This window comes from Saccharopolyspora sp. CA-218241, assembly GCF_050954615.1.
GTDB lineage: Bacteria > Actinomycetota > Actinomycetes > Mycobacteriales > Pseudonocardiaceae > Saccharopolyspora > Saccharopolyspora cebuensis.
Genome location: NZ_CP191860.1, coordinates 5,258,725 through 5,282,754, shown reverse-complemented (window position 1 = coordinate 5,282,754; position 24,030 = coordinate 5,258,725). Strand labels below are relative to the sequence as shown.

Genomic DNA, 24,030 nt, shown 5'->3' with positions numbered 1-24,030 from the left:
GCGTCCTGGGGGTGACCTGGGCTGACGTACGCTGGTCCACCGTGCTCGTCATAGCGTTGGACACCTCGACGCCCGCCGTGACCGCCGGGCTCGTCGTCCTGGACGACGGCGGACCGCGGTCGGTGGCCGAGCGCGTCGCGGTCAACCCCCGGGCCCACGGCGAACTGCTGATGCCGCACCTGCTCGCGGCGCTGGACGAGGCGGGCAGGCGGCTCGCCGACGTCGACGCGATCGTGGTCGGCGACGGCCCCGGGCCCTTCACCGGACTGCGGGTGGGCATGGTGACCGCCGCCGCGCTGGGCCAGGCCCTCGACGTGCCGGTGCACCCGGTCTGCGGCCTGGACGCGATCGCGGTGGCCGCCGGGCACGACGGGCCGCTGCTGGTCGCCACCGACGCGCGCCGCAAGGAGGTCTACTGGGCCGCCTACGACGCCGCGCGCACCCGGACCGGCGGACCGGCGGTGCAGCGCCCGGCGGACGTCCCGGTCGACGGGTACGCCGTCGCGGCGGGGGAGTCCGCCGAGGCGCTGGGGCTGACCGCCGTCGAGCCGCGCCACCCCGCCCCGGCGGGGCTGGTCGCGGTGGCCGCGGCGGAGCTGCGCGCGGGTGCGGAGCCGGCGCCGCTGGTGCCCCGGTACCTGCGCCGCCCGGACGCCGCCGAACCCGCGCCGCGCAAACCGGTCGGAGGTCTCCGGTGACCGCCGAGGTGCTCAAGCTGCGGCCCAAGGACCTGGCGCGGTGCGCCGAGCTGGAGCAGCAGCTCTTCCCCGGTGACGACCCGTGGTCGCAGGACGCGTTCGCCGCCGAGCTGGCGCAGGGCCACTACTACGTCGGGGCCTACCAGGACGAGCTGCTCGTCGGATACGCCGGGCTGGCGGTGCTGGCCCGGCCGCCGCGCGCCGAGGTCGAGGTGCACACCATCGGCGTCGACCCGGCGCACCAGGGGCGGGGGGTCGGCACCGCGCTGCTGCGCGCGCTGCTGGTCCGCGCGGACGCCTACGCGGCGACGACGTTCCTCGAAGTGCGCACCGACAACGAGCCGGCAATCGCGCTGTACCGGGCGCACGGCTTCGACGTGGTCGGGGTGCGCAAGCGCTACTACCAGCCCTCCGGCGCGGACGCGTTCACCATGCGCCGCCCGGCCAGGATCGCGGAGGACGCGGGATGACCGCTGAGGTTCGCGAGCGCGACCGGATCGTGCTCGGCATCGAGAGCTCCTGCGACGAGACCGGGGTCGGCCTGGTCCGCCTCGGCGCGGACGGCGGCGTGGAGCTGCTGTCCGACGCGGTGGCCTCCAGCGTCGACCAGCACGCCCGGTTCGGCGGGGTGGTACCGGAGATCGCCAGCCGGGCGCACCTGGAGGCGATGGCGCCGACGACGACCCGCGCGCTGGACGGCGCCGGACTCCGGCTGTCCGATGTGGACGCCGTCGCGGTGACGGCCGGTCCCGGGCTGGCCGGTGCGCTGATGGTCGGGGTCGCGGCGGCCAAGGGCTACGCGGCGGCGCTCGGCGTGCCGCTCTACGGCGTGAACCACCTGGCCGGGCACGTCGCGGTGGACACCCTGGAGCACGGACCGCTGCCGCGGCGCTGCCTGGCGCTGCTGGTCTCGGGCGGGCACACCCAGCTGCTGCTGGTCGAGGGCGTCGGGGAGCGGATCACCGAGATCGGCTCCACCATCGACGACGCGGCCGGTGAGGCCTACGACAAGGTCGCGCGCATCCTGGACCTGCCCTACCCGGGCGGACCGCCGATCGACCGGATGGCCGAGGAGGGCGACCCGGCGGCGATCGCGTTCCCGCGCGGCATGACCGGTCCGCGCGACGCGAAGTTCGACTTCTCCTTCTCCGGCCTCAAGACCGCGGTCGCGCGCTGGGTCGAGGGCGAGCAGCGGGCGGGCCGGGAGATCCCGGTGGCCGACGTGTGCGCCTCGTTCCAGGAGGCGGTGGCCGACGTGCTGACCGCGAAGGCGGTGCGCGCGGCGCGCGAGCTGGAGGTCACCACGCTGGTGATCTCCGGTGGGGTGGCGGCGAACTCGCGGCTGTCCGGGCTGGCCCGCGAGCGCTGCGCCGCCGCCGGGATCGAGCTGCGGGTGCCGCGCCCCCGGCTGTGCACCGACAACGGCGCGATGATCGCCGCCCTCGGCGCCCACGTGCTCGCCGCGGGCGCACCGCCGTCGTCCCTGGACCTCTCCGCCGACCCCGGGCTCCCGGTCCACACCCTCGTCCGCTGACCCGCCCGACCGGGTGAGGCGGTCCCGAGTGAGGGGCACCTTCATCCGACTACGCCGGATGAAGGTGCCCCTCACCCAGGAGATGTTGCGAGACTCGGGGTCCTTCAGCATGCGGCGGAGCCGCATGCGGTGAGGCCGTCAACTGGCACCGCGGCCCGTGCTCGGACGGTGCCGCTCAGCGGTCTTCTCGCGAGGACAGCCGTGACGCCGTGTACGTCGTTGGTACATCAGGAGCAGCTCCCGGAGTGAGAAGGCCGCTGAGGTTCCGCTACCCGCACCGCCACGCAGGCCATTCTGAAAGGATCCCTCAGCGGCGCCACCAGAAGGCCTTGGTTGTGGCGAGGAATTCGCGGCGGGCGCCGCGGGCGGAGACGCGGCGCAGGCCGTCGGCCGCGGCGTCGTGGCCGACGCCGTGGGCGTCGATCCCGGCGCGGCGGCACAGCGCGATGGCGCGGCGCAGGTGGAACCGGGTGGTGACCACGGTCAGCTCCGCGAGCCCGAAGTCCTGCGCCGCGCGGCGGCACGACTGCCAGGTGTCCACACCGGACTCGTCGAGCAGCACGGCATCGGGCGGAACTCCGCGTGACACCAGGAATTCCCGCATCACCTCCGGCTCGCTGTGGCCGCGGGACTCCGGGCTGCCGCTGACGACGATCCGGCGCACCTTGCCCGCCCGCAGCAGCGCGTGCGCCACTTCGAGGCGACCGCGCAGGATCCGGCTCGGCGTGCCGTCCCACCGCACCCCGGCGCCGAGCACCAGCGCGTACTCGGTGCCGGGCACGTCGGCGACGGTCCGGACGCGGTGCGCGCTGCGCGCCCGCGCCCAGACCGCGGGCGCTCCCGCGACCGCGCCGAATCCCGCCAGCACCGCCCACTTCGCCCGTCGTCCGCGCACCGGGTCAGTGTGCCGTGCCGGTGCGTGACCGGGTCAGGCCGGGTTCAGCGCCCGGACGCCGTCCTGCACCGCGAACGAGCGCGCGGTCTCGGCCGGCGCGCCGGGCTCGGTCACCTTCCGCAGCGTCCGGAAGTCCGCCCGCATCTCCTCGGCGGTGAACCGGGTGCGCACGTAGCCCCGCCGGTTGGAGGAGAACTTCACGTGCGGGTTCTCCGCGATGACGTCCTCGTTGCCGTCGTCGCTGCCGTCGCCGCCGCTGGTGATGGAGGTGGTGACCAGCTCGGTGCCGACGGCCGGGGTGCTCGGGTCGTCGTGGGTCCGCTTGACCTCGGCGGCCCAGTGGCGGTGCACGTCCCCGGTGAGCACCACGCCGTTGCGCACCCGGGAGAGCCCGTCGGCGATCCGGTCGCGGTTGGCGACGTAGCCGTCCCAGGCGTCCATGTTGTAGCCCTCCTCGGCCCCCGGCGTGAGGTCGATCTTGGAGAAGAACACCTGCTGGCCCAGCACGTCCCAGCGCGCGTCGGAAGAGCGCAGGTTCTTGAGCAGCCACCGCTCCTGCTCGGCGCCGGTGATGCTGCGGTCGGGCGACAGGCGGCCGTCGCAGCCGGCCTGGACGCCGTCGCCGCAGAGCTGGTCGTCCCGGTACTGGCGGGTGTCGAGCATGTGGAAGTCGGCCAGCCCGCCCCACCGGATCCGCCGGTACAGCCGCATGTCGATGCCCTGCGGCCGGGCGCTGCGGCGCAGCGGCATGTTCTCGTAGTAGGCCTGGAACGCGGCGGCCCGCCGGTCCAGGAACCCGGCGTCGGGGTCCTCCGGCACCTCGTCGGCCCAGTTGTTCTCGGTCTCGTGGTCGTCCCAGACCACCAGCCAGGGCGCGGTGGCGTGCGCGAGCTGGAGGTCCGGGTCCGTCTTGTACTGGGCGTGCCGCTGCCGGTAGTTGGCCAGCGTGCGGGTCTCCGGTCCGCGCACCTCCCGCACGTCGTCGGAGTCGCCCTCGTACTCGTACTGGTAGTCGCCGAGGTGCAGGATCAGGTGCGGCTGGTCCTCGGCCATCCGGCGGTACGCGGTGAAGTGGCCCTGGCCGAAGTGGGAGCAGGACGCGAAGCACATCAGCAGTGCCTCCAGCGAGCCCGGGGCCGGGGCGGTGCGGGTGAAACCGGTCGGGGAGACGGCGTTCTCGGCGCGGAACCGGTAGTAGTACTCGGCGCCGGGGCGCAGCCCCGACAGCTCGACGTGCACGCTGTGCCCCAGCTCGGGGGTGGCCTGGGCCTCGCCGCGCCGCACGATCCTGGTGAACCGCTCGTCTTCGGCGACCTCCCACCGCACCGGCACGACCCGGTCGGGCATCCCGCCGCGGCCGTCGTCGGCGGTGGGCTCCGGCGCCAGCCGCGTCCACAGCACCACCCCGTCCGGCAGCGGGTCGCCGGAGGCGACGCCGAGGGTGAAGGGGTCGGCCAGCGGGCGGCCACCCGCCCCGGGCAAGGCGTGGGCCAGCGTCGAACCGGCGAACGTGGTGGTGCCGAGAGCGGCGGCGCCACCGAGCAGCACGGTGCGCCGGGACGGGTTGCCGGGCGATCGGGACATCGGGTCCTCCAGCGTTCGGGAACTACTGCGGCACGACCGTCGCGCGGTCGGCCCGCGGAAGGTACCGATGTCCGGTGGGTTCGGGGTGAACTTCAGCGGAAGAGGCGGAATCGTCCCCGCGGTCTTGTTCGCCGCCGGATGCGGTGCTGCTGCCGGACGGGAAGACCGATGTCCTCAATGGACGATGTTGGCGGTGCCGGTTCCCGCCGAGCGGAAGCCGGGATCGCCGCCCGCGCGGAGCGGGCGGCGACTACCGCGGCGGGGGTCGGCGGCTCACTTCGGACGCCACCCGGAGCGGGTGGGCGGGCCCGACGGGCCGGGCGGACGAGCGGGTCGGGGTCGGCGCTCCCACGGCCTGTTCGTGGGCCTCGACGGTGCGGGCATGGCAGGGAACCTAGGGCAACCGCGGCTCCGGGTGGAAACCGTTCATGGCCTTTGGTGAGATATCCCGCACGCCGATCTACCTGCGAAGATCACGCGCGGTCGATCACCGGTGACGCTTTCCGCAGGTCCGGGGTTCAGCGCAGCCCGGGAACCCGGTCGGAGACCACGAACGACGCCTGCGTCTCGGCCGGGGCGTAGGGCCGGGAGACGTAGGGCAGCACCCGGAAGTCGGCCCGCAGCTCCTCCGGCGTGATCCGGGTGCGGAGGTAGCCGCGCATCCCGCTGCGGAACCGGAAGTGCGGGTTGTCCGGGTCGCCCTCGAACTCCCCGCCCGCGGCGTCGCCGCCGGAGGTGACCGAGGTGGTGACCAGCTCGGCGCCCACCGCGGGGGAGTCCGGGTCGTCGTAGTCCAGCTTGAGGTCGTTGGCGTAGTGCTCGTGGATGTCGCCGGTGAGCACCACCGGGTTGCGCACGCCCGCGTTCATCCAGCCCCGGGTGATGCGGTCCCGGGAGGCGGTGTAGCCGTCCCAGGTGTCCATGCTGGTGATCTTCAGCGGTCCCTTCGCGCTGTCGTTCTGCGCCATCATGACCTGCTGACCGATCAGGTCCCAGCGGGCGCGGGATTCGCGGAACCCCTCCAGCAGCCAGGACTCCTGCTCGTCGCCGGTGATCGAGCGGGTCGGGTCGGATTCCTGCCCGCAGGGCCCGATCAGCCCGCCGCAGGCCTGGTCGCTGCGGTACTGCCGGGTGTCCAGCAGGTGCAGGTCGGCCAGCGCGCCCCAGCGGATCCGGCGGTAGAGCTGGAGGTCCACCCCGGCGGGCACCGAGGAGCGGCGCAGCGGCATGTTCTCGTAGTAGGCCTGGAAGGCGGCCCGGCGGCGGCGCCGGAACTCCTCGGTGGCGCCGAAGACCTCGTGGTGGTCGTCGGCCCAGTTGTTGTCGAGCTCGTGGTCGTCCCAGACGACGAGCCAGGGCGCGGTGGCGTGCGCGGTCTGGAGGTCCCGATCGGTCTTGTACTGGGCGTGCCGCCGCCGGTAGTCGGCCAGCTCGAAGGTCTCCCCGCCCTCGACCGGGCGGGCCACGCCGGAACCGACCGGGTAGCCGAGGTGCCCGTGCTCGTACAGGTAGTCGCCGAGGTGCAGCACCAGGTGCGGGTCGTCCTCGGCGATCCGCCGGTAGGCGGTGAAGTAGCCGTGCTCCCACTGCGCGCAGGAGGCGACGCACAGGGTCAGCGCGGAGCGCAGCGCGCCGGGGGCCGGGGCGGTGCGGGTCCGGCCGGTGCGGCTGAGGTGCCCACCGCAGCGGAACCGGTAGAAGTACTCCCGGCCGGGCCGCAGTCCGGCCACCTCCACGTGCACCGAGTGCGCCAGCTCCGGCACGGCGGTGGCCACGCCCCGGCGCGCGGTGCGGGCGAAGCCCTCGTCCTCGGCGATCTCCCACTCCACCTCGACCGGCCGGGCGGGCATCCCGCCGAGCCCGTCGTCGGCCAGCGGGGACGGGGCGAGCCGGGTCCACAGCACGAACCCGTCCGGGGCCGGGTCGCCGGAGGCGATGCCGAGGGTGAACGGGTCGGCGGTGATCGCGGCACCCGCGCCCGGGGTGAGCGCGAGCAGGCCGAGCGCGGTGCCGCCGGCGAGCACGGCGCGGCGGTTCGGTCGGGGAGCGGGCACGTCGGTTCCTCCTCGGGTGGTGGGGCCGGGGGCAGCGTGCACCAAAAACGTGAAACGAATTCGCGTACAGGGTGATCGCATGGTGAACGACGGGCGGCGGGACGTCTGCCCCGCAGTCGGGTGACGCGCCGACGGGCGGTGCCTGTTGAGCGTTGGCACTCCCGTGGGTAGAGTGCTAGACACACGGCGCCGGAGCGCCCCGGCACCCGCGACGGCGGGGAGCCACGGAGCCGCTAGACCCAGACAACGCTTCGAAGGCCCCAGAAGGTGGAGGTCACACCCGTGGCGAGCATCAAGCCGCTTGAGGACAAGATCGTTGTCCAGGCGAGCGAGGCCGAGACGACCACTGCGTCCGGCCTCGTGATCCCGGACACCGCCAAGGAGAAGCCCCAGGAGGGCAAGGTCCTGGCCGTCGGCCCGGGCCGCATCGACGACAAGGGCAACCGCATCGCGGTGGATGTCCAGGAAGGCGACGTCGTCATCTACTCGAAGTACGGCGGCACCGAGGTCAAGTACAACGGCGAGGAGTACCTGATCCTCTCCGCCCGCGACGTGCTGGCCGTCGTCAACTGACGATCCGCAGTGCACTCAACCGCCCCGGCGGTCCCGACCGCGGGACCCCGGGGCGGTCGCACGTCGGGGAAACCCCGACGCAACCGAGCACCCATCGCTGAAGGGCTGTTGAACAGATGGCTAAGCAGATCACCTTCGACGAGCAGGCGCGCCGGGCCCTGGAGCGCGGCGTCAACCAGCTCGCCGACGCGGTGAAGGTCACCCTCGGGCCCCGGGGCCGCCACGTCGTGCTGGACAAGCAGTTCGGCGGGCCGCAGGTGACCAACGACGGCGTCACCATCGCGCGCGAGATCGAACTGACCGACCCGTTCGAGAACCTCGGCGCCCAGCTCGTCAAGAGCGTCGCCACCAAGACCAACGACGTCGCCGGTGACGGCACCACCACGGCCACCGTGCTGGCCCAGGCGCTGGTCCGCGAGGGCCTGCGCAACCTGGCCGCCGGTGCCAACCCGGCCAGCCTGAACAAGGGCATCCAGGCCGCCACCGACGCCGTGGTCGAGGCCCTCAAGGCCAAGGCCACCCCGGTCAAGGGCAAGGACGGCATCGCCCAGATCGCCACCGTGTCCTCCCGGGACGAAACCATCGGCGCGCTGGTCGGCGAGGCCATGGAGCGGGTCGGCGAGGACGGCGTGGTGAGCATCGAGGAGTCCTCGACGCTGGCCACCGAGCTCGACGTGACCGAGGGCGTCGCCTTCGACAAGGGCTACATCTCGCCGCACTTCGTCACCGACGCCGAGCGCCAGGAAGCCGTCCTGGAGAACGCGCAGATCCTGCTGCACAAGGAGAAGATCTCCAACCTGCAGGAGATGCTGCCGCTGCTGGAGCAGATCGCCCAGAACGGCCGTCCGCTGCTGATCGTCGCCGAGGACGTCGAGGGCGAGGCGCTGTCCACCCTGGTCGTCAACGCCGTGCGCAAGACCTTCAAGGTCGTCGCGGTGAAGGCGCCGTACTTCGGCGACCGCCGGAAGGCGTTCCTGGACGACCTCGCGGTCGTCACCGGTGCGCAGCTCATCACCAGCGACGTCGGGCTCAAGCTGTCCGAGGTCGGCCAGGAGGTGCTGGGCACCGCCCGGCGCGTCACCGTCACCAAGGACGAGACCGTCCTGGTCGACGGCGCGGGCTCGCAGGACGACGTCAAGGCGCGGGCCGAGCAGATCCGCAAGGAGATCGAGGCCAGCGACTCCGACTGGGACCGCGAGAAGCTGCAGGAGCGGCTGGCCAAGCTGGCCGGCGGCGTCGCGGTGATCAAGGTCGGTGCCGCCACCGAGACCGAGCTCAAGGAGCGCAAGTCGCGGATCGAGGACGCCGTGTCGGCGTCCAAGGCCGCGGCCGAGGAGGGCAGCGTCCCCGGTGGCGGGTCCAGCCTGATCCACGCCGCCAAGGCGCTGGACGGCAACCTCGGCCTCACCGGTGACGAGGCCACCGGCGTGCAGCTCGTCCGCTCCGCGCTGGCGGCGCCGCTGCACTGGATCGCCACCAACGCGGGCCAGGAGGGCGCCGTCGTGGTGTCCAAGGTCCGCGACCTGGACTGGGGCCACGGCTACAACGCCGCGACCCTGGAGTACGGCGACCTGGTCGGCCCGGGCGTCGTGGACCCGCTGAAGGTGACCCGCTCCGCGGTCGCCAACGCGGCCTCCATCGCCCGGATGGTGCTCACCACGGAGAGCGCCGTGGTGGACAAGCCCGAGGAGGAGGCCGACGAGGCCGGTCACGGCCACGGCCACGGCCACTGACCTCCGGTTCGAGCACGACCTGTTCGAACACGATGAGGGGCGGGACCCGCGGGTCCCGCCCCTCATCGCGTGCTGCCCGGCGGCGGATGACGCCCCTCGTGGTCATCCGCCGCCGCGTCAGACCACCGCGGCCATCTGCTGGCGCTTGCGCGCCTTGATGATCACTTCGCGTTCCGACTCCGACAGGCCGCCCCAGATGCCGTACGGCTCCTGGACCGCGAGCGCGTGCGCGCGGCATTGGGCGATCACCGGGCAGTACTGGCACACCTCTTTCGCCTTCGCCTCCCGGCGGGCCCGGGCGGGCCCCCGTTCGCCGTCCGGGTGGAAGAAGTACGCGCTGTCCATGCCTCGGCACGAACCGCGGATCTGCCAGTCCCAGATGTCGGCGTTCGGTCCAGGAAGACGTCGAGTGTCCGCCATTGCGACAACCACCTCCTACACGGTGGGGTTCCCCTCCCCTGCTGCGACCCGGCCGTCGCAGCCTCGCATGATCCAACCGTAGAACCGAGTCAAAGCTTGTTCAACCCCTTTCGCGCCAAAAGCTGTTCATCATCCGAGTGATCTGCTGATCCGAGACGGATGGCTCAACTGGCTTGCTCTTGGCGGACGAGAACCGGAACATGACCGGCGTGACCATGAGGCCGGAATGCGTTCAGGGGCACGACCGCCCCAGCACCACCGATTCCGCGGACCTCGAACGCCCAGCGCAGGACGCGGTACCGGTCGACGACGACCAGCCCCGGCTCACCGTCGCGGCGGTGGCCCGGCGGCTCGGCGTCGCCCCGGCGACCCTGCGCACCTGGGACCGCCGCTACGGCCTCGGCCCCAGCGATCACACCAGCGGCAGGCACCGCCGCTACGGCCCGGACGACATCGCCCGGCTGGAGCAGATGCAACGCGCCCTGCTCCGGGGCGCTTCGCCCGCCGAAGCGGCCCGCTACGCACGAACGGTCGCAGCTCCGCTGCCGCAGCGCTACCCGGCGGCGGCCGAGGAGCCGCCGCAGGAGGCGGGTCCGGAGCCGCTGATGCTCTCCGGCCTGCTCGAAGGCGAACCGGAGTTCAAGTTCGAGGGCGGCTCGAACACCGGTGGTCGCGGCCTCAAGCTCTCCGGCGCCGTGCCGCGCGCCCGCGGCCTCGGCCGCGCCGCGCTGGCGCTGGACTCCTGGTCGGCGCAGAAGCTGCTCATCGAGGGCCTGGACGCCGACGGCGTGGTCGAGACCTGGAACACCGTGCTGCGCCCGGTGCTGCGCGCCGTCGTCGAGCGCAGGCAGCGCTCCGGGGTCGGCGTCGAGGCGCAGCAGCTCCTCGTCGACTGCGCCTCCACCGCGCTGCGCTCGGTGATCGCCTCGGCGTCGCCGCCGCTCAACCCGCGCCCGGTCGTGCTGGCCCCGGTGCCGGGCGAGGCGCAGGAGCTCGAACTCGTCGCGCTGGCCGCCGCGCTGGCGGCCAACCGGGTGGGGCACCGGCTGTTCGGCGCCGCGTTGCCCACCGAGGGCCTGGCCGCCGCGGTGCGCCGCTCGGCGCCCGCCGCGGTGGTGCTGTGGGCCGACCAGTCGCACTACGCCGCCCCCGGGTGCTGGAGGACATCCCGATCACCCGGCAGCGGGCGCGCGCCTTCGTCGCGGGGGCGGGGTGGGCGCCCGCCTCGTTGCCGGGTCACGTCGAGCTGCTGGACTCGCTGGAGAGCGCCGTCGCCCGGGTCTCGGAGACCGTGCTGGGTTGAGGGCCGCTGACCCGCGGACCTGCGTGATGCTCGTCACATAAGGCGGCCCGGGTGGCGGGCAGCCGTTCGGGCACTCGCCTCCGCTGCGTGTCCGGTGACCGGCAAACGGGTGAAACATCGCAGGGTACGGAGGGTGTCGCCCGGTCCGGGAGGCGATGCCGGACCGGGGGCGCGGCCTTGCTCCGTTCCGGTGACGCGAGCCCGTCGGAACCCCCGCGGAAATTTCTTGACGGATTAAGCACCAGATCGTGTCAAGGTTTCCGCTGCGGCGTCCGATAGGGGTTGTGGAACGTCACTCGCCTGCAGGAAGGAGTTCCCGTGACGACGGTCTTGATCTGCGATGACCGGCGTAGCGTCCGGGAAGGGCTCACTCGTGTGATGTCTGCTGTCCCCGGAGTGAGCCGGATCGATTGCGTGGCGCACGGTGACGAGCTGCTGGCCCGCTTCTCGCGGCAAGCGGTCGACGTCGTGCTGGTCGGTACGCAGCGTGCCGTGCCCAACGGCGTCGAGGCCACCCGGCGACTCGTCTCGGCGCATCCGCAAGCGAACGTGATCGTGTTTGGCGCCCCCGACGACGCGGCGAGCATCGCCGCGGCCATCGCCGGTGGTGCCCGCGGTTACCTCCGCTGGGACGCGTCCCGGCCGGAGCTCGTCGCCGCTCTCGCGCACACGCTGGCCAGCACCTCGGTGCCCGCGCCGCGCCAGCCGTCCGACCCCGGCGTCCAGCTCACCGAGCGCGAGCTCCAGGTCCTGCGCGGGATGAGCCAGGGCAAGAGCAACGGCCAGATCGGCCGCGAGCTCTACCTCTCGGAGGACACCGTCAAGACGCACGCCCGCCGTCTCTTCCGCAAGCTGGGGGTCCGGGACCGCGCTCAGGCCGTGGCGCACGGCTTCCGACGCGGTCTCGTCGCCTGAGCCCCGGAGCGCGGCACCGCCCGCGCCCACCGGGGTGAGGCGACGTCCACCGGACGCCGAACCTGCGGGGTGACGTTACGGCACCATTCGTGGCCCGCGTCACTTCTCCGCGCCGCACCGGGTTTCCGCCCGGGTGGCGCGGAGTCGTGGCGCGGGCCACGTCGTCGTGCGGGTCGGGTGCCGGCCCGCCGCCCTCCGCCGGCCGCGCCCGCGACCGCGCCGCGGCGGCTCCGGAGAGCATCCGGGGTCCCGCTGGCCTCGGGAAATCCCGATCTGCCGCGGATTCTGGTAGACGTGAAAGTGTGACCACGACTCCTTCCCGGCCCCACTCCCTGTTCAGCGATCGAACCCCGCCCGGTACGGTGACTTCGGCGCGGCGTGCGGGGCACGCGGAACACGCCGGGCACATCCGAGTCGCTTGAGACGTAACACCAGGGCTGCTGTCTGCGATGACCAACGTGGGGGACGGGCTGGACGCTCTTGTAGGCGCCGCCGTCGACGGCGATCGTCAGTCGATCGAGCGCTTGCTGGCGGAAATCCGTCCTTTGGTGGTGCGGTACTGCCGCGCCAGAGTCGGACGAAACGAGCGGTCGTTCGCATCCGCGGACGACGTGGCCCAGGAGGTGTGCCTCGCGGTGCTGACCGCGCTTCCCACCTACCGGGACCAAGGCCGTCCGTTCCTGGCGTTCGTGTACGGCATCGCCGCGCACAAGGTGGCTGATGCTCATCGCGCGTTGGCGCGCAACCGCTCCGAGCCGGTCGCGGACCTCCCGGACACCCCGGAGTCCGAGGCGGGGCCGGAGCAGCGGGCCATGCAAGGTGAGCTCTCGGGCAGGATGGCGCAACTGCTTCGTGTCCTCCCGGCCAAGCAGCGGGAAATCCTGCTGCTCCGGGTGGTCGTCGGGTTGTCCGCGGAGGAAACCGCCGAAGCGGTCGGTTCGACGCCAGGTGCGGTGCGGGTCGCTCAGCACCGCGCCCTGGCCCGGCTGCGCAAGACGCTGTCCGCGGAGGAGGTGGTCTGAATGGCTGAGCGGAGAGGGCCCGAGGGGGAGCATGACGGTATCGAACCTGTCGAGCCAGGCCAGCAGGAAGACCGTTCGCGCAACGATGGCGACGGCCCTGACCCCGTGACCGAGCACGGTGTTCCCGGTTCGCACGAGCCGGAAACCCCCGACTCGGAGGACACCGGCGAGTCCGCCGGTGCCGACGTGCTGGCGTTCCGCCGGCGCGAGGACGACGACGCTTCTGACGAGGCCGTCGGGATGCCGACCGAGGACGGGTTCGGCGCCGACGACGACCTCGACACCGATGACGAGCCGGTGGACCTGTCCGCGTTGCAGGCCGACGACGCGCTGCTCGACGCCCTGGGCGGCACCAATCCCGAGGTGCCGGCCGCCGACGACGAGCGCCCCGGTCTAGACGCGCTGCTGGTCGCCTGGCGGCAGGACGTGGACGCCGCCCCGATCGGCGACCTGGTCGACGTGGAGACCGCCGCCGCCGCGATCGAGGAGGGCAAGCCGTCCCGGCGCAAGCTGCGGCGCAGGCACCTCGTGCCGGTCGCCACCGCCGCGGCCGTCCTCATGATCACCTTCACCGGGGTGGGCGTGGCCGCCCGCGACGCGCTGCCCGGCGACATGCTGTGGGGCGTCGCGCAGGTGCTCTACTCCGACCACACCCAGGCCGTGCGGGCCGCCACCTCCGCGCGGGAGAACCTGCTCGCCGCGGAGGGCGCGCTGGAGCAGGGCCAGCGGGACGAGGCCCAGGCCGCGCTGAGCTCCGCCAAGGAGTACATGCGCGGGGTCGACGACGAGCACGGCCTCTCCGACCTGCAGGCGGCGCACGCCTCGCTGGCCGCCCGCTACGACAACCACGAGCACGACCAGGGGTCCGCGGTCCCGCCGACCGGGGAGTCGGAGCTGCCGCCGACCGGCACCACCGAGCCGACGCCGACCAGCCCGTCCGACCCGAACGTGCCGCCGACCGGCTCCACGACGCCGCCGTCGTCCTCGGACGACACCTCGGAGTCGACCACCTCGCCGAGCGAGACCAGCGGGAGCTCGGAGTGGCCGTCCAGCGGGTCGAGCTGGGGTTCGAGCCACGACCTGATCCCCGGTCCCACCGGCTGACCGCCCGCGGAGGGGTTCCGCCGGAGCCCCTCCGCCCGGGTGCCGGTGCGCGGGTGTTCAGCCCAGGGGATTCAGCCCAGGGGATTCAGCGCAGGGTTTCGCTCTCCGTGACGCCGTCCGCGTAGCCGCGGCAGTACTCCCACGTCACGTACAGCCCCGGGTCGGGGTCGTAGGCGGGCTCGTGCGGGCGCATCCGGCCGTCGTTGAGCAGCTGCTCCAGGCTGGAGCGCAGCAGCTCCCAGTCGTGGTAGTGCGACTCACCGCAGTCCGCGCAGTCCACGACGATGCCGCGCAGGCCCCTCGGTTCCAGCAGCGCCTGGTAGACGGCCAGATCGGTGAGGTCGGCCAGCAGTTCGGCCCGCTCCTCGTCGCCGAGCGGCGGGCCGTCGTCGGCGTCGTGATCCCCGAGTGCCATGCTCGGATCGTCCGGATCACCCGCGAACGGGTCTGGAGGCATCGGATCGTGCGGCACGGCCCGCACGGTACCGGCCACGTCCACCCGCACCATCCTGCGGGGGCGCCCGGCGGCGTCGGCTGAGCAGCGGTGGGCCGCCGACGTTGCTGCACTCGGCGGTAGACGGGCCGTCGGCGCCCCGCCGGGTGGTCTCTATCATGGGGGGAATCCCCGCGTCCGGTTCCGCGTTGCAACACGTACCGATGTCCGGGAGCCCCCCACCGCACCCTCCGGTTGTGGCCCACAGCGTGAAGGAAGGCGAACCCTCGCGATGACCAGCGAACTGACCGCCCCCGGCCTCCCCGCCAAGTTCGCGACGCTCGGGCTGACGTTCGACGACGTCCTGCTGCTGCCCGCCGAGTCGGACGTGATCCCCAGCGGCGTGGACACCTCGACCCAGCTCTCGCGCAACGTCCGGCTGCGCGTGCCGCTGCTGTCGGCGGCGATGGACACCGTCACCGAAGCCCGGATGGCGATCGCGATGGCCCGCCAGGGCGGTGTCGGCATCCTCCAGCGCAACCTCTCGGTCGAGGAGCAGGCCGCCCAGGCCGAGGTGGTCAAGCGCTCCGAGTCCGGCATGGTCACCGACCCGGTGACCTGCTCGCCGGAGGACACCATCGCCGAGGTCGACGCGCTCTGCGCCCGCTACCGGATCTCGGGCGTCCCGGTGACCGACCCGGACGGCACGCTGGTCGGCATCATCACCAACCGCGACATGCGCTTCGAGGTCGACCACACCCGCCGGGTGCGCGAGGTCATGACCGCCGCGCCGCTGGTCACCGCGCAGGTCGGCGTCACCGCCGACGCCGCGCTGGGGCTGCTGCGCCGGAACAAGATCGAGAAGCTGCCGATCGTCGACGGCGCGGGCAAGCTGCGCGGCCTGATCACCGTCAAGGACTTCGTCAAGACCGAGCAGTACCCGGACGCCACCAAGGACCCCGACGGGCGGCTGCTGTGCGGCGCCGCGGTCGGCGTCGGCGCCGACTCCCACGAGCGGGCGATGGCGCTGGTCGACGCGGGCGTCGACGTGCTCATCGTGGACACCGCGCACGGCCACTCCCGCTCCGTGCTGGAGACCGTCTCCACGCTGAAGAAGGAGCTCGGCCACTCCGTCGACGTCATCGGCGGCAACGTCGCCACCCGCGCGGGCGCCCAGGCGCTGGTCGACGCCGGTGCCGACGCGGTCAAGGTCGGCGTCGGGCCCGGCTCCATCTGCACCACCCGCGTCGTCGCGGGCGTCGGCGTGCCGCAGATCAGCGCCATCTACGAGGCCAGCCTCGCCTGCCGCCCGGCGGGCGTGCCGATCATCGGCGACGGCGGCATCCAGTACTCCGGCGACATCGGCAAGGCCATCGCGTCCGGGGCCAGCAGCGTGATGCTCGGCAGCCTGCTCGCCGGGACCGCCGAGTCGCCCGGTGACCTGGTGTTCGTCAACGGCAAGCAGTTCAAGGTCTACCGGGGCATGGGTTCGCTCGGTGCCATGCAGACCCGCGGCCAGGGCAAGTCGTACTCCAAGGACCGCTACTTCCAGGACGACGTGCTCTCCGAGGACAAGCTGGTGCCCGAGGGCATCGAGGGCCGGGTGCCCTTCCGCGGCCCGCTCTCGCAGGTCGTGGCGCAGCTCGCCGGTGGCCTGCGCTCCGGCATGGGCTACGCCGGGGCGACCACCATCCCGGAGCTGCAGGACGCGCACCTGGTCCGCATCACGGCCGCCGGGCTCAAGGAGAGCCACCCGCACGACATCACGATGACCGTCGAGGCCCCCAACTACAACTCCCGCTGAGGTCCGAACTGAGTGAGGGGCACCCCGCACCACGTCACGTGGTGCGGGGTGCCCCTCACGCATCTCCCGGACGGGTGACGCGCGGTGGCGGAGCGGTGGCGCGGGGCGTCGATGGCGGGAAGGTTCCCCTGCTCGCGAGCGCGCGGCGACGCCCCGGGTGCGGGTCACCCGGTTGTCCCAGGGACAATGGTGCGCTGGACATCGGTGCCGCGAGGAAGGACTGACCGTGCGGGATCAGGTTGAGATCGGCATGGGCCGGACGGCCATGCGCGGCTACGACTTGGACGACGTGGAGATCGTGCCGTCCCGGCGCACCCGGTCGTCCCAGGACGTGTCGCTGGCCTGGCAGCTCGACGCCTACCGGTTCGACATCCCGCTGGTCACGCACCCGACCGACGCGACCGTCTCGCCCGCCACGGCGGTGCGGGTCGGCGAGCTCGGCGGCCTGGGCGTGCTCAACGCCGAGGGCCTGTGGGCGCGGCACGAGAACGTCGAGGAGCGGCTGTTCGAGGTCGTCCGCGCGGCCGAGGAGAACGCCGAGCCCGACGCGGCGATCCACCTGCTCCAGGAGCTGCACGCGGCCCCGATCCGGATCGACCTGCTCAGCGAGTCGATCAAGCAGATCAAGAACTCCGGCGTCACCGTCGCGGCGCGGGTCAGCCCGCAGCACGCCGAGGAGCTGACCCCGGACCTGCTCGCCGCCGGGGTGGAGGTGCTGGTCGTGCAGGGCACGATCGTCTCCGCCGAGCACGTGGCCCGCGACGGCGAGCCGCTGAACCTGAAGCGCTTCATCGCCGACCTCGACGTGCCGGTCGTGGCGGGCGGGGTCGGCGACTACCGCACCGCGATGCACCTGATGCGCACCGGCGCCGCCGGCGTGATCGTCGGGTTCGGCCAGTCCCGCGCCACCACGACCACGCAGGTGCTCGGCATCGGCGTGCCGATGGCCACCGCCATCGCCGACGCCGCCGCCGCGCGCCGCGACTACCTCGACGAGACCGGCGGTCGCTACGTGCACGTGATCGCCGACGGCGCGCTGGCGTACTCCGGCGAGATCGCGAAGGCCATCGCCTGCGGCGCGGACGCGGTCATGCTCGGCGAGGCCCTCGCCGAAGCCACCGAGGCCCCCGGCCAGGGCTACTACTGGACGCACGCGGCGGCGCACCCGAGCCTGCCGCGCAGCGAGATCGTCGGCTTCGCCGGTTCGGACGCGGACCTGGAGCGGTTGCTGTTCGGCCCGAGCACCGACCCGTACGGGACGACGAACCTGTTCGGCGGCCTGCGGCGCGCCATGGCCAAGACCGGCTACCGCGAGCTGAAGGAGTTCCAAAAGGTAGGACTCATGCTCCGCGGCTGACTTTGCTTCTTGTGTTGTGGTCCGGTTGGCGCGCGGTGCGGGTGACCGCGATCGACGTTCGCGCCGGGTGCGCCGCCGTGGCCGTCGGGGACCATCGTCAGGCAAGCGGCGAAGCCGCTTCCGCTTTGCCCACCTACGCAGCTTGCACCGCCGCGGGTTCTCAGCGGCCTTCTCGCGAGGACGCCCTGACGCTGTGTACGTGGTTGGTACATGAGGAAGGGCGCCCGGAGCGAGAAGGCCGCTGAGGTTCCGCTACCCGCACCGCCACGCAAAGCGACCACGGCTCTGGCTACTCGTGAGTAGTTCGGTTTAGCCTGTCCGGCATGGCTGGAGCGCGCGACTTCGACGTGGTGGTCATCGGTTCCGGGTTCGGCGGCAGCGTGGCCGCGTTGCGGTTGACGGAGAAGGGCTACCGCGTCGCGGTGCTGGAGGCGGGCCGCCGCTTCTCCGACGACGAACTGCCCAAGACGTCGTGGGACTTGCGCCGGTTCCTGTGGGCGCCGCACCTCGGCTGCTTCGGCATCCAGCGCATCCACCTGCTGCGGGACTGCCTGATCCTGGCCGGGGCCGGGGTGGGCGGCGGATCGCTGAACTACGCCAACACGCTCTACCGGCCGCTGAAGCCGTTCTACACCGACACCCAGTGGGCGCACATCACCGACTGGGAGTCCGAGCTGGCCCCGCACTACGACCAGGCCACCCGGATGCTGGGCGTCGTCGAGAACCCCACCGAGACCCCGTCGGACCGGGTGATCAAGCAGGTCGCCGGGGAGATGGGGGTGGGCGGGACCTTCCACCGCACCCCGGTCGGCGTGCACTTCGGCGAGCCCGGCCGCACCGCCGAGGACCCGTACTTCGGCGGCGCGGGCCCGGCGCGCACCGGGTGCACCGAGTGCGGCGCCTGCATGACGGGTTGCCGGGTCGGCGCGAAGAACACCCTGGTCAAGAACTACCTGCACCTCGCCGAGGCGGGCGGGGCGCGGATCTTCCCGATGACCACGGTGCACCGGATGGCGCGGGGCCGGGACGGCCGCTGGCGGGTCGGCACCCGGCGCACCGGGGCCGCGGCGGCGTTCGACCCGCAGGTGTTCACCGCCGACCAGGTGGTCGTGGCCGCGGGCACCTGGGGCACCCAGAACCTGCTGCACCGCTGCCGCGAGCGGGGCGACCTGCCCGCGCTGTCGTCGACGCTGGGGCGGCTCACCCGGACCAACTCCGAGGCCATCATCGGCGCCCAGACCCTGTCGGTGGACCCCGAGCGCGACTTCTCCACCGGCGTCGCGATCACCTCGTCGTTCCACCCCGACGAGGACACCCACATCGAACCGGTCCGCTACACCAAGGGCGCCAACGCGATGGGGCTGCTCCAGACGCTGCCCACCAAGGGCGGGCTGGACACCCCGCGCTGGAAGCAGTGGCTGGCGTTCCTCGTCGCGCACCCGCTGCGGTCGCTGCGGCTGCTGTGGGTGCGGCACTGGAGCCAGCGCACGGTGATCCTGCTGGTCATGCAGAGCCTGGACAACTCGCTGACCACCCGGCTCAAGCGCCGCTTCGGCCGCGCCCGGCTCACCTCGGAGCAGGGCCACGGGGCGCCGAACCCGACCTTCATCCCGGCCGGGGAGGAGGCCAACGAGCGGGTCGCGGCGGCGATCGGCGGCGTCGCGGGCGGGAGCTGGGGCGAGCTGTTCGACATGCCGATGACGGCGCACTTCATCGGCGGCTGCCCGATCGCCGAGGACCCCGGTCGCGGCGTGATCGACCCCTACCACCGGGCGCACGGCTACCCGACGCTGTCGATCGTGGACGGCTCGGCGATCAGCGCGAACCTGGGCGTGAACCCGTCGCTGACGATCACCGCCCAGGCCGAGCGGGCGTTCGCGCTGTGGCCGAACAAGGGCGAGGCCGATCCGCGACCCGAGCAGGGGGCGGGCTACGTGCGGCTCGACCCGGTCGGACCGCGCCGCCCGGCGGTGCCCGAACACGCCCCGGCGGCGCTGCGGCCGCGGTGAGCCCGGAGGGCGGTGCGGGTCGGTCACCTGGGACAATGGGGGCCAGCGCACCGATCCCGCCAGGAGGTTTCGACGACGTGTCAGGTACCACGAGCAACGGCGACAAGGGGCCAGTCCTCGTCGTCGACTACGGCGCCCAGTACGCCCAGCTCATCGCGCGGCGGGTGCGGGAGGCGCAGGTCTATTCCGAGGTCGTCCCGCACGACACGCCGGTCGAGGAGCTGATGCGCCGCGATCCGGCCGCCATCGTGCTCTCCGGCGGGCCGTCCAGCGTGTACGCCGACGGGGCTCCCCGGGTCGACAGCGCGCTGTTCGACCAGGACGTGCCGGTGTTCGGCATCTGCTACGGCTTCCAGGTGATGACCCAGGCGCTCGGCGGCACCGTGGAGCACACCGGGACCCGCGAGTACGGCCGCACCGAGCTGGGCGTCACCGGCGAGGGCGGTGCGCTGCACGAGGAGCTGCCCGGCCACCACCCGGTGTGGATGAGCCACGGCGACTCGGTGAGCAAGGCGCCGGAGGGCTTCACCGTCACGGCGGGCACCGACGGCACCCCCGTCGCGGCGTTCGAGGACGTCCAGCGGCGGCTGGCGGGCGTGCAGTACCACCCCGAGGTGGCGCACTCGCCGCACGGCCAGGAGGTGCTGCGGCGCTTCCTGCACGACATCGCCGGCATCAAGCCGCAGTGGACCACCGCGTCCATCGTCGACGAGTCGGTGGCGGCGATCCGGGAGCGGGTCGGCAGCCGGCGGGCGATCTGCGCGCTGTCCGGCGGCGTCGACTCGGCGGTCGCGGGAGCCTTGGTGCAGCGCGCCATCGGCGACCAGCTGACCTGCGTGTTCGTCGACCACGGGTTGCTGCGCGCGGGGGAGCGGACCCAGGTGGAGCGGGATTTCGTGGCCGCCACCGGGGTCAACCTGGTGACCGTCGACGTGGCCGACCGGTTCCTCGACGCGCTGGCCGGGGTCACCGACCCCGAGGAGAAGCGCAAGATCATCGGCCGGGAGTTCATCCGGACCTTCGAGCAGACCGCGCGCGACCTCGTCGAGCAGGCGGGCGAGGCCGGTGAGCAGGTCGACTTCCTGGTGCAGGGCACGCTCTACCCGGACGTCGTGGAATCCGGCGGCGGCTCCGGCGCGGCCAACATCAAGAGCCACCACAACGTCGGCGGCTTGCCCGAGGACCTCCAGTTCGAGCTGGTGGAGCCGCTGCGGGCGCTGTTCAAGGACGAGGTCCGCCGGGTCGGCCTCGAGCTGGGCCTGCCGGAGACCATCGTGCACCGGCAGCCGTTCCCCGGCCCCGGCCTGGGCATCCGGATCATCGGCGAGGTCACCGCGGACCGGCTGCGCACGCTGCGCGCCGCCGACGCCATCGCCCGCGAGGAGCTCACCGCGGCGGGCCTGGACCGCGACATCTGGCAGTGCCCGGTGGTGCTGCTCGCCGAGGTCCGCTCGGTCGGCGTGCAGGGCGACGGCCGCACCTACGGTCACCCGATCGTGCTGCGCCCGGTCTCCAGCGAGGACGCCATGACCGCCGACTGGACCCGCCTGCCCTACGAGGTGCTGGAGCGGATCTCCACCCGCATCACCAACGAGGTCGCCGAGGTCAACCGGGTCACCCTGGACGTGACGTCGAAGCCCCCGGGGACCATCGAGTGGGAGTGACCCCCGACTCCCGGTGACCCCCGACTCCCGGTGACCCGGGGCCCCGGTGAACCCAGGGCCCCGGTGACCCCCGGCGGCCCGTCCTCACCCGTTCGGTACCTGAATGAGGGGCACCTCCATCCGGCATGGTCGGACGAAGGTGCCCCTCATTTCATTCAGGTCGATCGGTGGGTCACTGGCGGGCCAGGGAGGCGATCAGGAAGGCCCCGCCGAGCAGCACCGCTCCGGCTCCCAGCGCCCACCGCAGGTCCCAGGTGAGCCCGAGCAGCAGGTAGCCGGAGACCGCCAACGTCAGCAGCCCCGCCACCAGGGCGAGAGGGTCGGGTCCGCGCTCAGCCACGGTGCACCTCCACGTTTCCCGTACCGACGGACAGGTCCAGGACCAGCCGTCCGCCGCCTTCCCCGTCCGCACCCCAGTCGTGGTGGGTCCGGTGCACGCCTTGGCCTTCGAAGCGGCGGTCCAGGCACTGCACCGAGCCGGTCCCGGCCGAGCAGGTCGTCACCACGTCCATGTCCGGCGGCAGCCACACCACGACGTCGCCGATCGCGACGTGGACCTCGGTGCGCAGCATCCGGTCCGGCGGCAACACCAGGTCTTCCAGGTCGAGCTGCACGGTGCCCATGCCGGTCTCGTAGCGCGGGGCCAGCGCCTCCGGCGTGGTCGGGCTCGCGCTGTGGTCGCCGATGCCCTCGAGCTGGTCGGGCAGCGTCGCCGAGCTGACCAGGAGCGCGAACGCCCCCACCGGGATCGCCACCGCGATCAGACCCCGGCCGCCGCGCAGGAACGCGCCGAGCACCATGCCCAGTCCGAGCACGCCGAGCGCGCAGGCCACCACGACGGGGGCCGCGATCCCCGACGCGTGGAGCAGCACCGCCACGCCCGCGGCGACCAGCAGCGTGCTCAGGGTGATCCAGCGGCGGTTCCGGCGGGGCGGCGGCGGGGGTTCCTCGGGCGCGGGTTCGGGCAGGTCCCAGGCGAACGGCGCGGCCCCGAGCGGATCCCACGAGGGCGGTGCCTGCTGGGTCTCCGAGGGGTAGACCCAGACGTTGTCGCCGGTCGGTCGGACCGGCGCGGTCGGCGCGGTGGTCGGCGGGGCGGCCGGTGCGGCGGCGGGCGCGGTCACCGGCTGCACGCGGTCGCCGTGGGAGCGGTGCAGCAGGAACAGCCCCAGCAGCCCGAGGGCGACGCCGAGGAACCCGGTCATGTGCTGGGCGAACGCGGTGGCGGGCAGCATCAGCAGCACCAGCACCGCGGCGACCGGCATCGAGGTGGGATGCCGCCTGCCCTGGTCGTCCTCCCTCGGGAACAGCAGCGCGCCCAGCAGGTACAGCAGGATGCCCGCCCCGCCGTAGCAGGCCGCGACCACGAAGGCCACGCGCACCAGCACCGGATCGATGCCGTAGCGCAGGCCGATCGCCGCGCTCACCCCGCCCAGCTTCCGGCCGACCTTCGGACGCACCGGACGCGTCGCCCAGAAGTCGCGCATGGTGTCCTCGAAGCCGCTCGGCTTGGACCGCTCGCTCATGGTCCCCACTATTCGGGTCGGTGATCGGTCGGTGCATCAGGGTCCTCCCTGAGCGCCCCCGGAACGGTGCGGGCCGTTCCCCGATGTGGTCGCCCGTGCGATCGTGTGAACATCGATGACGTGAAGGTCAAGGACAGGCACCGCCCGAAGGCGTCGGCGGTGCGCCGCGCCGCGCAGCGGGCGATGGCCCCGGTCCCGGAGCAGCACTCGTTGCGCAGGCGGCGCGACGGCCGGTTGATCGCCGGGGTGGCGGGCGGCGTCGCCGAGCACCTCGCCATCCCGCTGCTGTGGGTGCGCGTCGCGTTCGTCCTGCTCGCGGCCTTCGGCGGCTCCGGCGTCCTCGCCTACGCGATGCTGTGGGTGTTCGTGCCGCAGCGCGCCGAGGAGGAGCAGCGGCCGGCCAGCGCGCGGGAACGCCAGCAGGGCTACGGGCTGGTGCTGCTCGGCGCCGGCCTGATGGTCGCGGTCGGCTCCCTGATCTCGCTGCCGCAGTGGGTGACCCTGCCGATGGTGGTCGGGCTGGTCGGCGCGGCGGTGGTCTGGCGGGAGGCCGACGAGTCGCAGCGCCGCCGCTGGCGCGAGGGCGCCCGCTCGGGACTGCTCGAAAGCGGCTGGAAGTCGCCGGTGCGGCTGCTGGCGGGCGCCGCGCTGGTGGTGCTCGGGATCGTGCTCTTCCTGGTCACCGCGGCCTGGGAGAACCAGGTGCAGTTCGTGCTGCTGGCGGTGCTGGCGACGCTGGTCGGGGTCGCGGTGCTCACCGTGCCGTGGTGGGTCCGGCTGGTGCGCGACCTCAACGTGGAGCGCGCCGACCGCATCCGGTCCGAGGAGCGCGCCGAGATCGCCGCGCACCTGCACGACTCGGTGCTGCAGACGCTCGCGCTGATCCAGAAGCAGGCCGAGTCGCCGCGCGAGGTGCAGCGGCTGGCCCGGGGGCAGGAGCGCGAGCTGCGCGGCTGGTTGTACGGCGCGGACGGCTACGGTGGTGGGCGGCAGCAGACCGTCGCGGCGAGCGTGCTGTCGGCCGAGCTGGCCCGGATCTGCGGCGAGGTGGAGGACGGCTTCGCCATCCAGGTCCAGCAGGTCGCGGTGGGCGACTGCGACCTCGACGAGCGGCTCGCGGCGCTGCTGGCGGCGGCCCGCGAGGCGATCGTCAACGCCGCCAAGCACGCCGGGGTCGGCGAGGTCAGCGTGTACGCCGAGGTGGAGGGCGAGGCGGTGTCGGTCTACGTGCGGGATCGGGGGCGGGGCTTCGACCCCGAGCAGGTCCCGGACGACCGGCACGGGCTGGCCGATTCGGTGCGCGGTCGGGTCGAGCGCCACGGCGGCGAGGTGCGGCTGCGCACCGCGCCCGGGTCCGGTACCGAGGTGCAGATGCGGATGCCGCGCGCGGACGCGGCGTGAG

The 24,030-nt window shown here is 73.0% G+C and carries 20 protein-coding genes and 1 pseudogene; 14 read left to right on the top strand and 7 right to left on the bottom strand.

All coding sequences use genetic code 11. From position 1 onward, the window contains the following. Nucleotides 1–41: 41 nt before the first annotated feature. The 3 genes from tsaB to tsaD are packed head-to-tail and all read left to right on the top strand — an operon-like array spanning nt 42 to nt 2,232. Nucleotides 42–698: a tRNA (adenosine(37)-N6)-threonylcarbamoyltransferase complex dimerization subunit type 1 TsaB gene (gene tsaB / locus ACQP0T_RS24915; RefSeq protein WP_345357855.1), complete on the top strand. Its 657-nt coding sequence runs from the start codon at nt 42–44 to the stop codon at nt 696–698. Next, the gene (gene rimI, locus ACQP0T_RS24910) at nt 695–1,168 is read left to right on the top strand and encodes a ribosomal protein S18-alanine N-acetyltransferase (protein WP_433870235.1); all 474 of its coding nucleotides are present in this window, start codon (nt 695–697) and stop codon (nt 1,166–1,168) included. The genes tsaB and rimI overlap by 4 nt, the downstream gene beginning before the upstream one ends. Next, nucleotides 1,165–2,232 (top strand): tRNA (adenosine(37)-N6)-threonylcarbamoyltransferase complex transferase subunit TsaD, encoded by a 1,068-nt coding sequence (tsaD, locus tag ACQP0T_RS24905; protein ID WP_433870234.1) that lies wholly within the window; start codon nt 1,165–1,167, stop codon nt 2,230–2,232. The genes rimI and tsaD overlap by 4 nt, the downstream gene beginning before the upstream one ends. A 307-nt stretch (nt 2,233–2,539) precedes the next feature. On the opposite strand, the gene ACQP0T_RS24900 is transcribed toward tsaD, so the two are convergent. The 3 genes from ACQP0T_RS24900 to ACQP0T_RS24890 all read right to left on the bottom strand — a co-directional run bounded on the left by ACQP0T_RS24900 (nt 2,540) and on the right by ACQP0T_RS24890 (nt 6,765). After that, on the bottom strand, nt 2,540–3,127 hold the full coding sequence (locus ACQP0T_RS24900; RefSeq protein WP_433870233.1) for a SanA/YdcF family protein: 588 nt from the start codon (nt 3,125–3,127) through the stop codon (nt 2,540–2,542). A 33-nt stretch (nt 3,128–3,160) separates the two neighbouring features. Then, nucleotides 3,161–4,711 carry an alkaline phosphatase D family protein gene (locus ACQP0T_RS24895; RefSeq protein WP_433870232.1) on the bottom strand — a complete coding sequence of 517 codons (1,551 nt, stop codon included), beginning with the start codon at nt 4,709–4,711 and terminating at the stop codon, nt 3,161–3,163. Nucleotides 4,712–5,229: 518 nt separating this feature from the next. Then, nucleotides 5,230–6,765, bottom strand: a complete 1,536-nt coding sequence (locus ACQP0T_RS24890; RefSeq protein WP_433870231.1) for an alkaline phosphatase D family protein — start codon at nt 6,763–6,765, stop codon at nt 5,230–5,232. 267 nt (nt 6,766–7,032) lie between these two features. Between ACQP0T_RS24890 and groES the strand changes: the two genes are divergently transcribed. Together groES and groL are read left to right on the top strand one after the other, a co-directional pair. Continuing rightward, a complete protein-coding gene (groES, locus tag ACQP0T_RS24885; RefSeq protein WP_433870230.1) occupies nt 7,033–7,338 on the top strand; it encodes a co-chaperone GroES in 306 nt (101 codons plus the stop codon). Between the two features lie 116 nt (nt 7,339–7,454). Beyond that, a complete protein-coding gene (gene groL, locus ACQP0T_RS24880) occupies nt 7,455–9,071 on the top strand; it encodes a chaperonin GroEL (protein ID WP_433870229.1) in 1,617 nt (538 codons plus the stop codon). Nucleotides 9,072–9,188: 117 nt separating this feature from the next. On the opposite strand, the gene ACQP0T_RS24875 is transcribed toward groL, so the two are convergent. After that, a complete protein-coding gene (locus ACQP0T_RS24875) occupies nt 9,189–9,491 on the bottom strand; it encodes a WhiB family transcriptional regulator (protein ID WP_345357877.1) in 303 nt (100 codons plus the stop codon). 200 nt (nt 9,492–9,691) lie between these two features. On the opposite strand from ACQP0T_RS24875, the pseudogene ACQP0T_RS24870 reads away from it, so the two are divergent. From ACQP0T_RS24870 to ACQP0T_RS24855, 4 genes and pseudogenes are all read left to right on the top strand, one after another. Beyond that, a pseudogene (locus tag ACQP0T_RS24870) lies at nt 9,692–10,794 on the top strand (MerR family transcriptional regulator). A gap of 318 nt (nt 10,795–11,112) precedes the next feature. Then, entirely contained in the window at nt 11,113–11,709 is a 597-nt protein-coding gene (locus ACQP0T_RS24865; RefSeq protein WP_029536209.1) for a response regulator transcription factor, read from the top strand. Nucleotides 11,710–12,158: 449 nt separating this feature from the next. Next, complete coding sequence (locus ACQP0T_RS24860; protein WP_345357881.1) at nt 12,159–12,731, top strand: sigma-70 family RNA polymerase sigma factor; 573 nt, start codon at nt 12,159–12,161, stop codon at nt 12,729–12,731. A gap of 105 nt (nt 12,732–12,836) precedes the next feature. Next, nucleotides 12,837–13,835 (top strand): anti-sigma-D factor RsdA, encoded by a 999-nt coding sequence (locus ACQP0T_RS24855; RefSeq protein ID WP_433870228.1) that lies wholly within the window; start codon nt 12,837–12,839, stop codon nt 13,833–13,835. 85 nt (nt 13,836–13,920) lie between these two features. Here ACQP0T_RS24855 and ACQP0T_RS24850 read toward each other — a convergent pair whose 3' ends face one another. Next, entirely contained in the window at nt 13,921–14,343 is a 423-nt protein-coding gene (locus ACQP0T_RS24850; RefSeq protein ID WP_433870227.1) for a DUF5319 domain-containing protein, read from the bottom strand. 217 nt (nt 14,344–14,560) lie between these two features. Between ACQP0T_RS24850 and guaB the strand changes: the two genes are divergently transcribed. The 4 genes from guaB to guaA all read left to right on the top strand — a co-directional run bounded on the left by guaB (nt 14,561) and on the right by guaA (nt 21,102). After that, nucleotides 14,561–16,072, top strand: a complete 1,512-nt coding sequence (gene guaB / locus ACQP0T_RS24845; RefSeq protein ID WP_345357887.1) for an IMP dehydrogenase — start codon at nt 14,561–14,563, stop codon at nt 16,070–16,072. Nucleotides 16,073–16,298: 226 nt separating this feature from the next. Continuing rightward, nucleotides 16,299–17,429, top strand: a complete 1,131-nt coding sequence (locus ACQP0T_RS24840; protein ID WP_433870226.1) for a GuaB3 family IMP dehydrogenase-related protein — start codon at nt 16,299–16,301, stop codon at nt 17,427–17,429. A 323-nt stretch (nt 17,430–17,752) separates the two neighbouring features. Then, nucleotides 17,753–19,438: an FAD-dependent oxidoreductase gene (locus ACQP0T_RS24835; protein ID WP_433870225.1), complete on the top strand. Its 1,686-nt coding sequence runs from the start codon at nt 17,753–17,755 to the stop codon at nt 19,436–19,438. Nucleotides 19,439–19,515: 77 nt separating this feature from the next. Further along, on the top strand, nt 19,516–21,102 hold the full coding sequence (gene guaA / locus ACQP0T_RS24830; protein ID WP_345357896.1) for a glutamine-hydrolyzing GMP synthase: 1,587 nt from the start codon (nt 19,516–19,518) through the stop codon (nt 21,100–21,102). Between the two features lie 172 nt (nt 21,103–21,274). Here the strand turns inward: guaA and ACQP0T_RS24825 are convergent, their stop codons facing one another. Beyond that, nucleotides 21,275–21,442 carry a hypothetical protein gene (locus ACQP0T_RS24825; protein WP_433870224.1) on the bottom strand — a complete coding sequence of 56 codons (168 nt, stop codon included), beginning with the start codon at nt 21,440–21,442 and terminating at the stop codon, nt 21,275–21,277. Next, nucleotides 21,435–22,628 carry a PspC domain-containing protein gene (locus ACQP0T_RS24820; RefSeq protein ID WP_433870223.1) on the bottom strand — a complete coding sequence of 398 codons (1,194 nt, stop codon included), beginning with the start codon at nt 22,626–22,628 and terminating at the stop codon, nt 21,435–21,437. The genes ACQP0T_RS24825 and ACQP0T_RS24820 overlap by 8 nt, the downstream gene beginning before the upstream one ends. A gap of 111 nt (nt 22,629–22,739) precedes the next feature. On the opposite strand from ACQP0T_RS24820, the gene ACQP0T_RS24815 reads away from it, so the two are divergent. Further along, nucleotides 22,740–24,029: an ATP-binding protein gene (locus ACQP0T_RS24815; protein WP_433873837.1), complete on the top strand. Its 1,290-nt coding sequence runs from the start codon at nt 22,740–22,742 to the stop codon at nt 24,027–24,029. Nucleotide 24,030 lies beyond the last annotated feature (1 nt).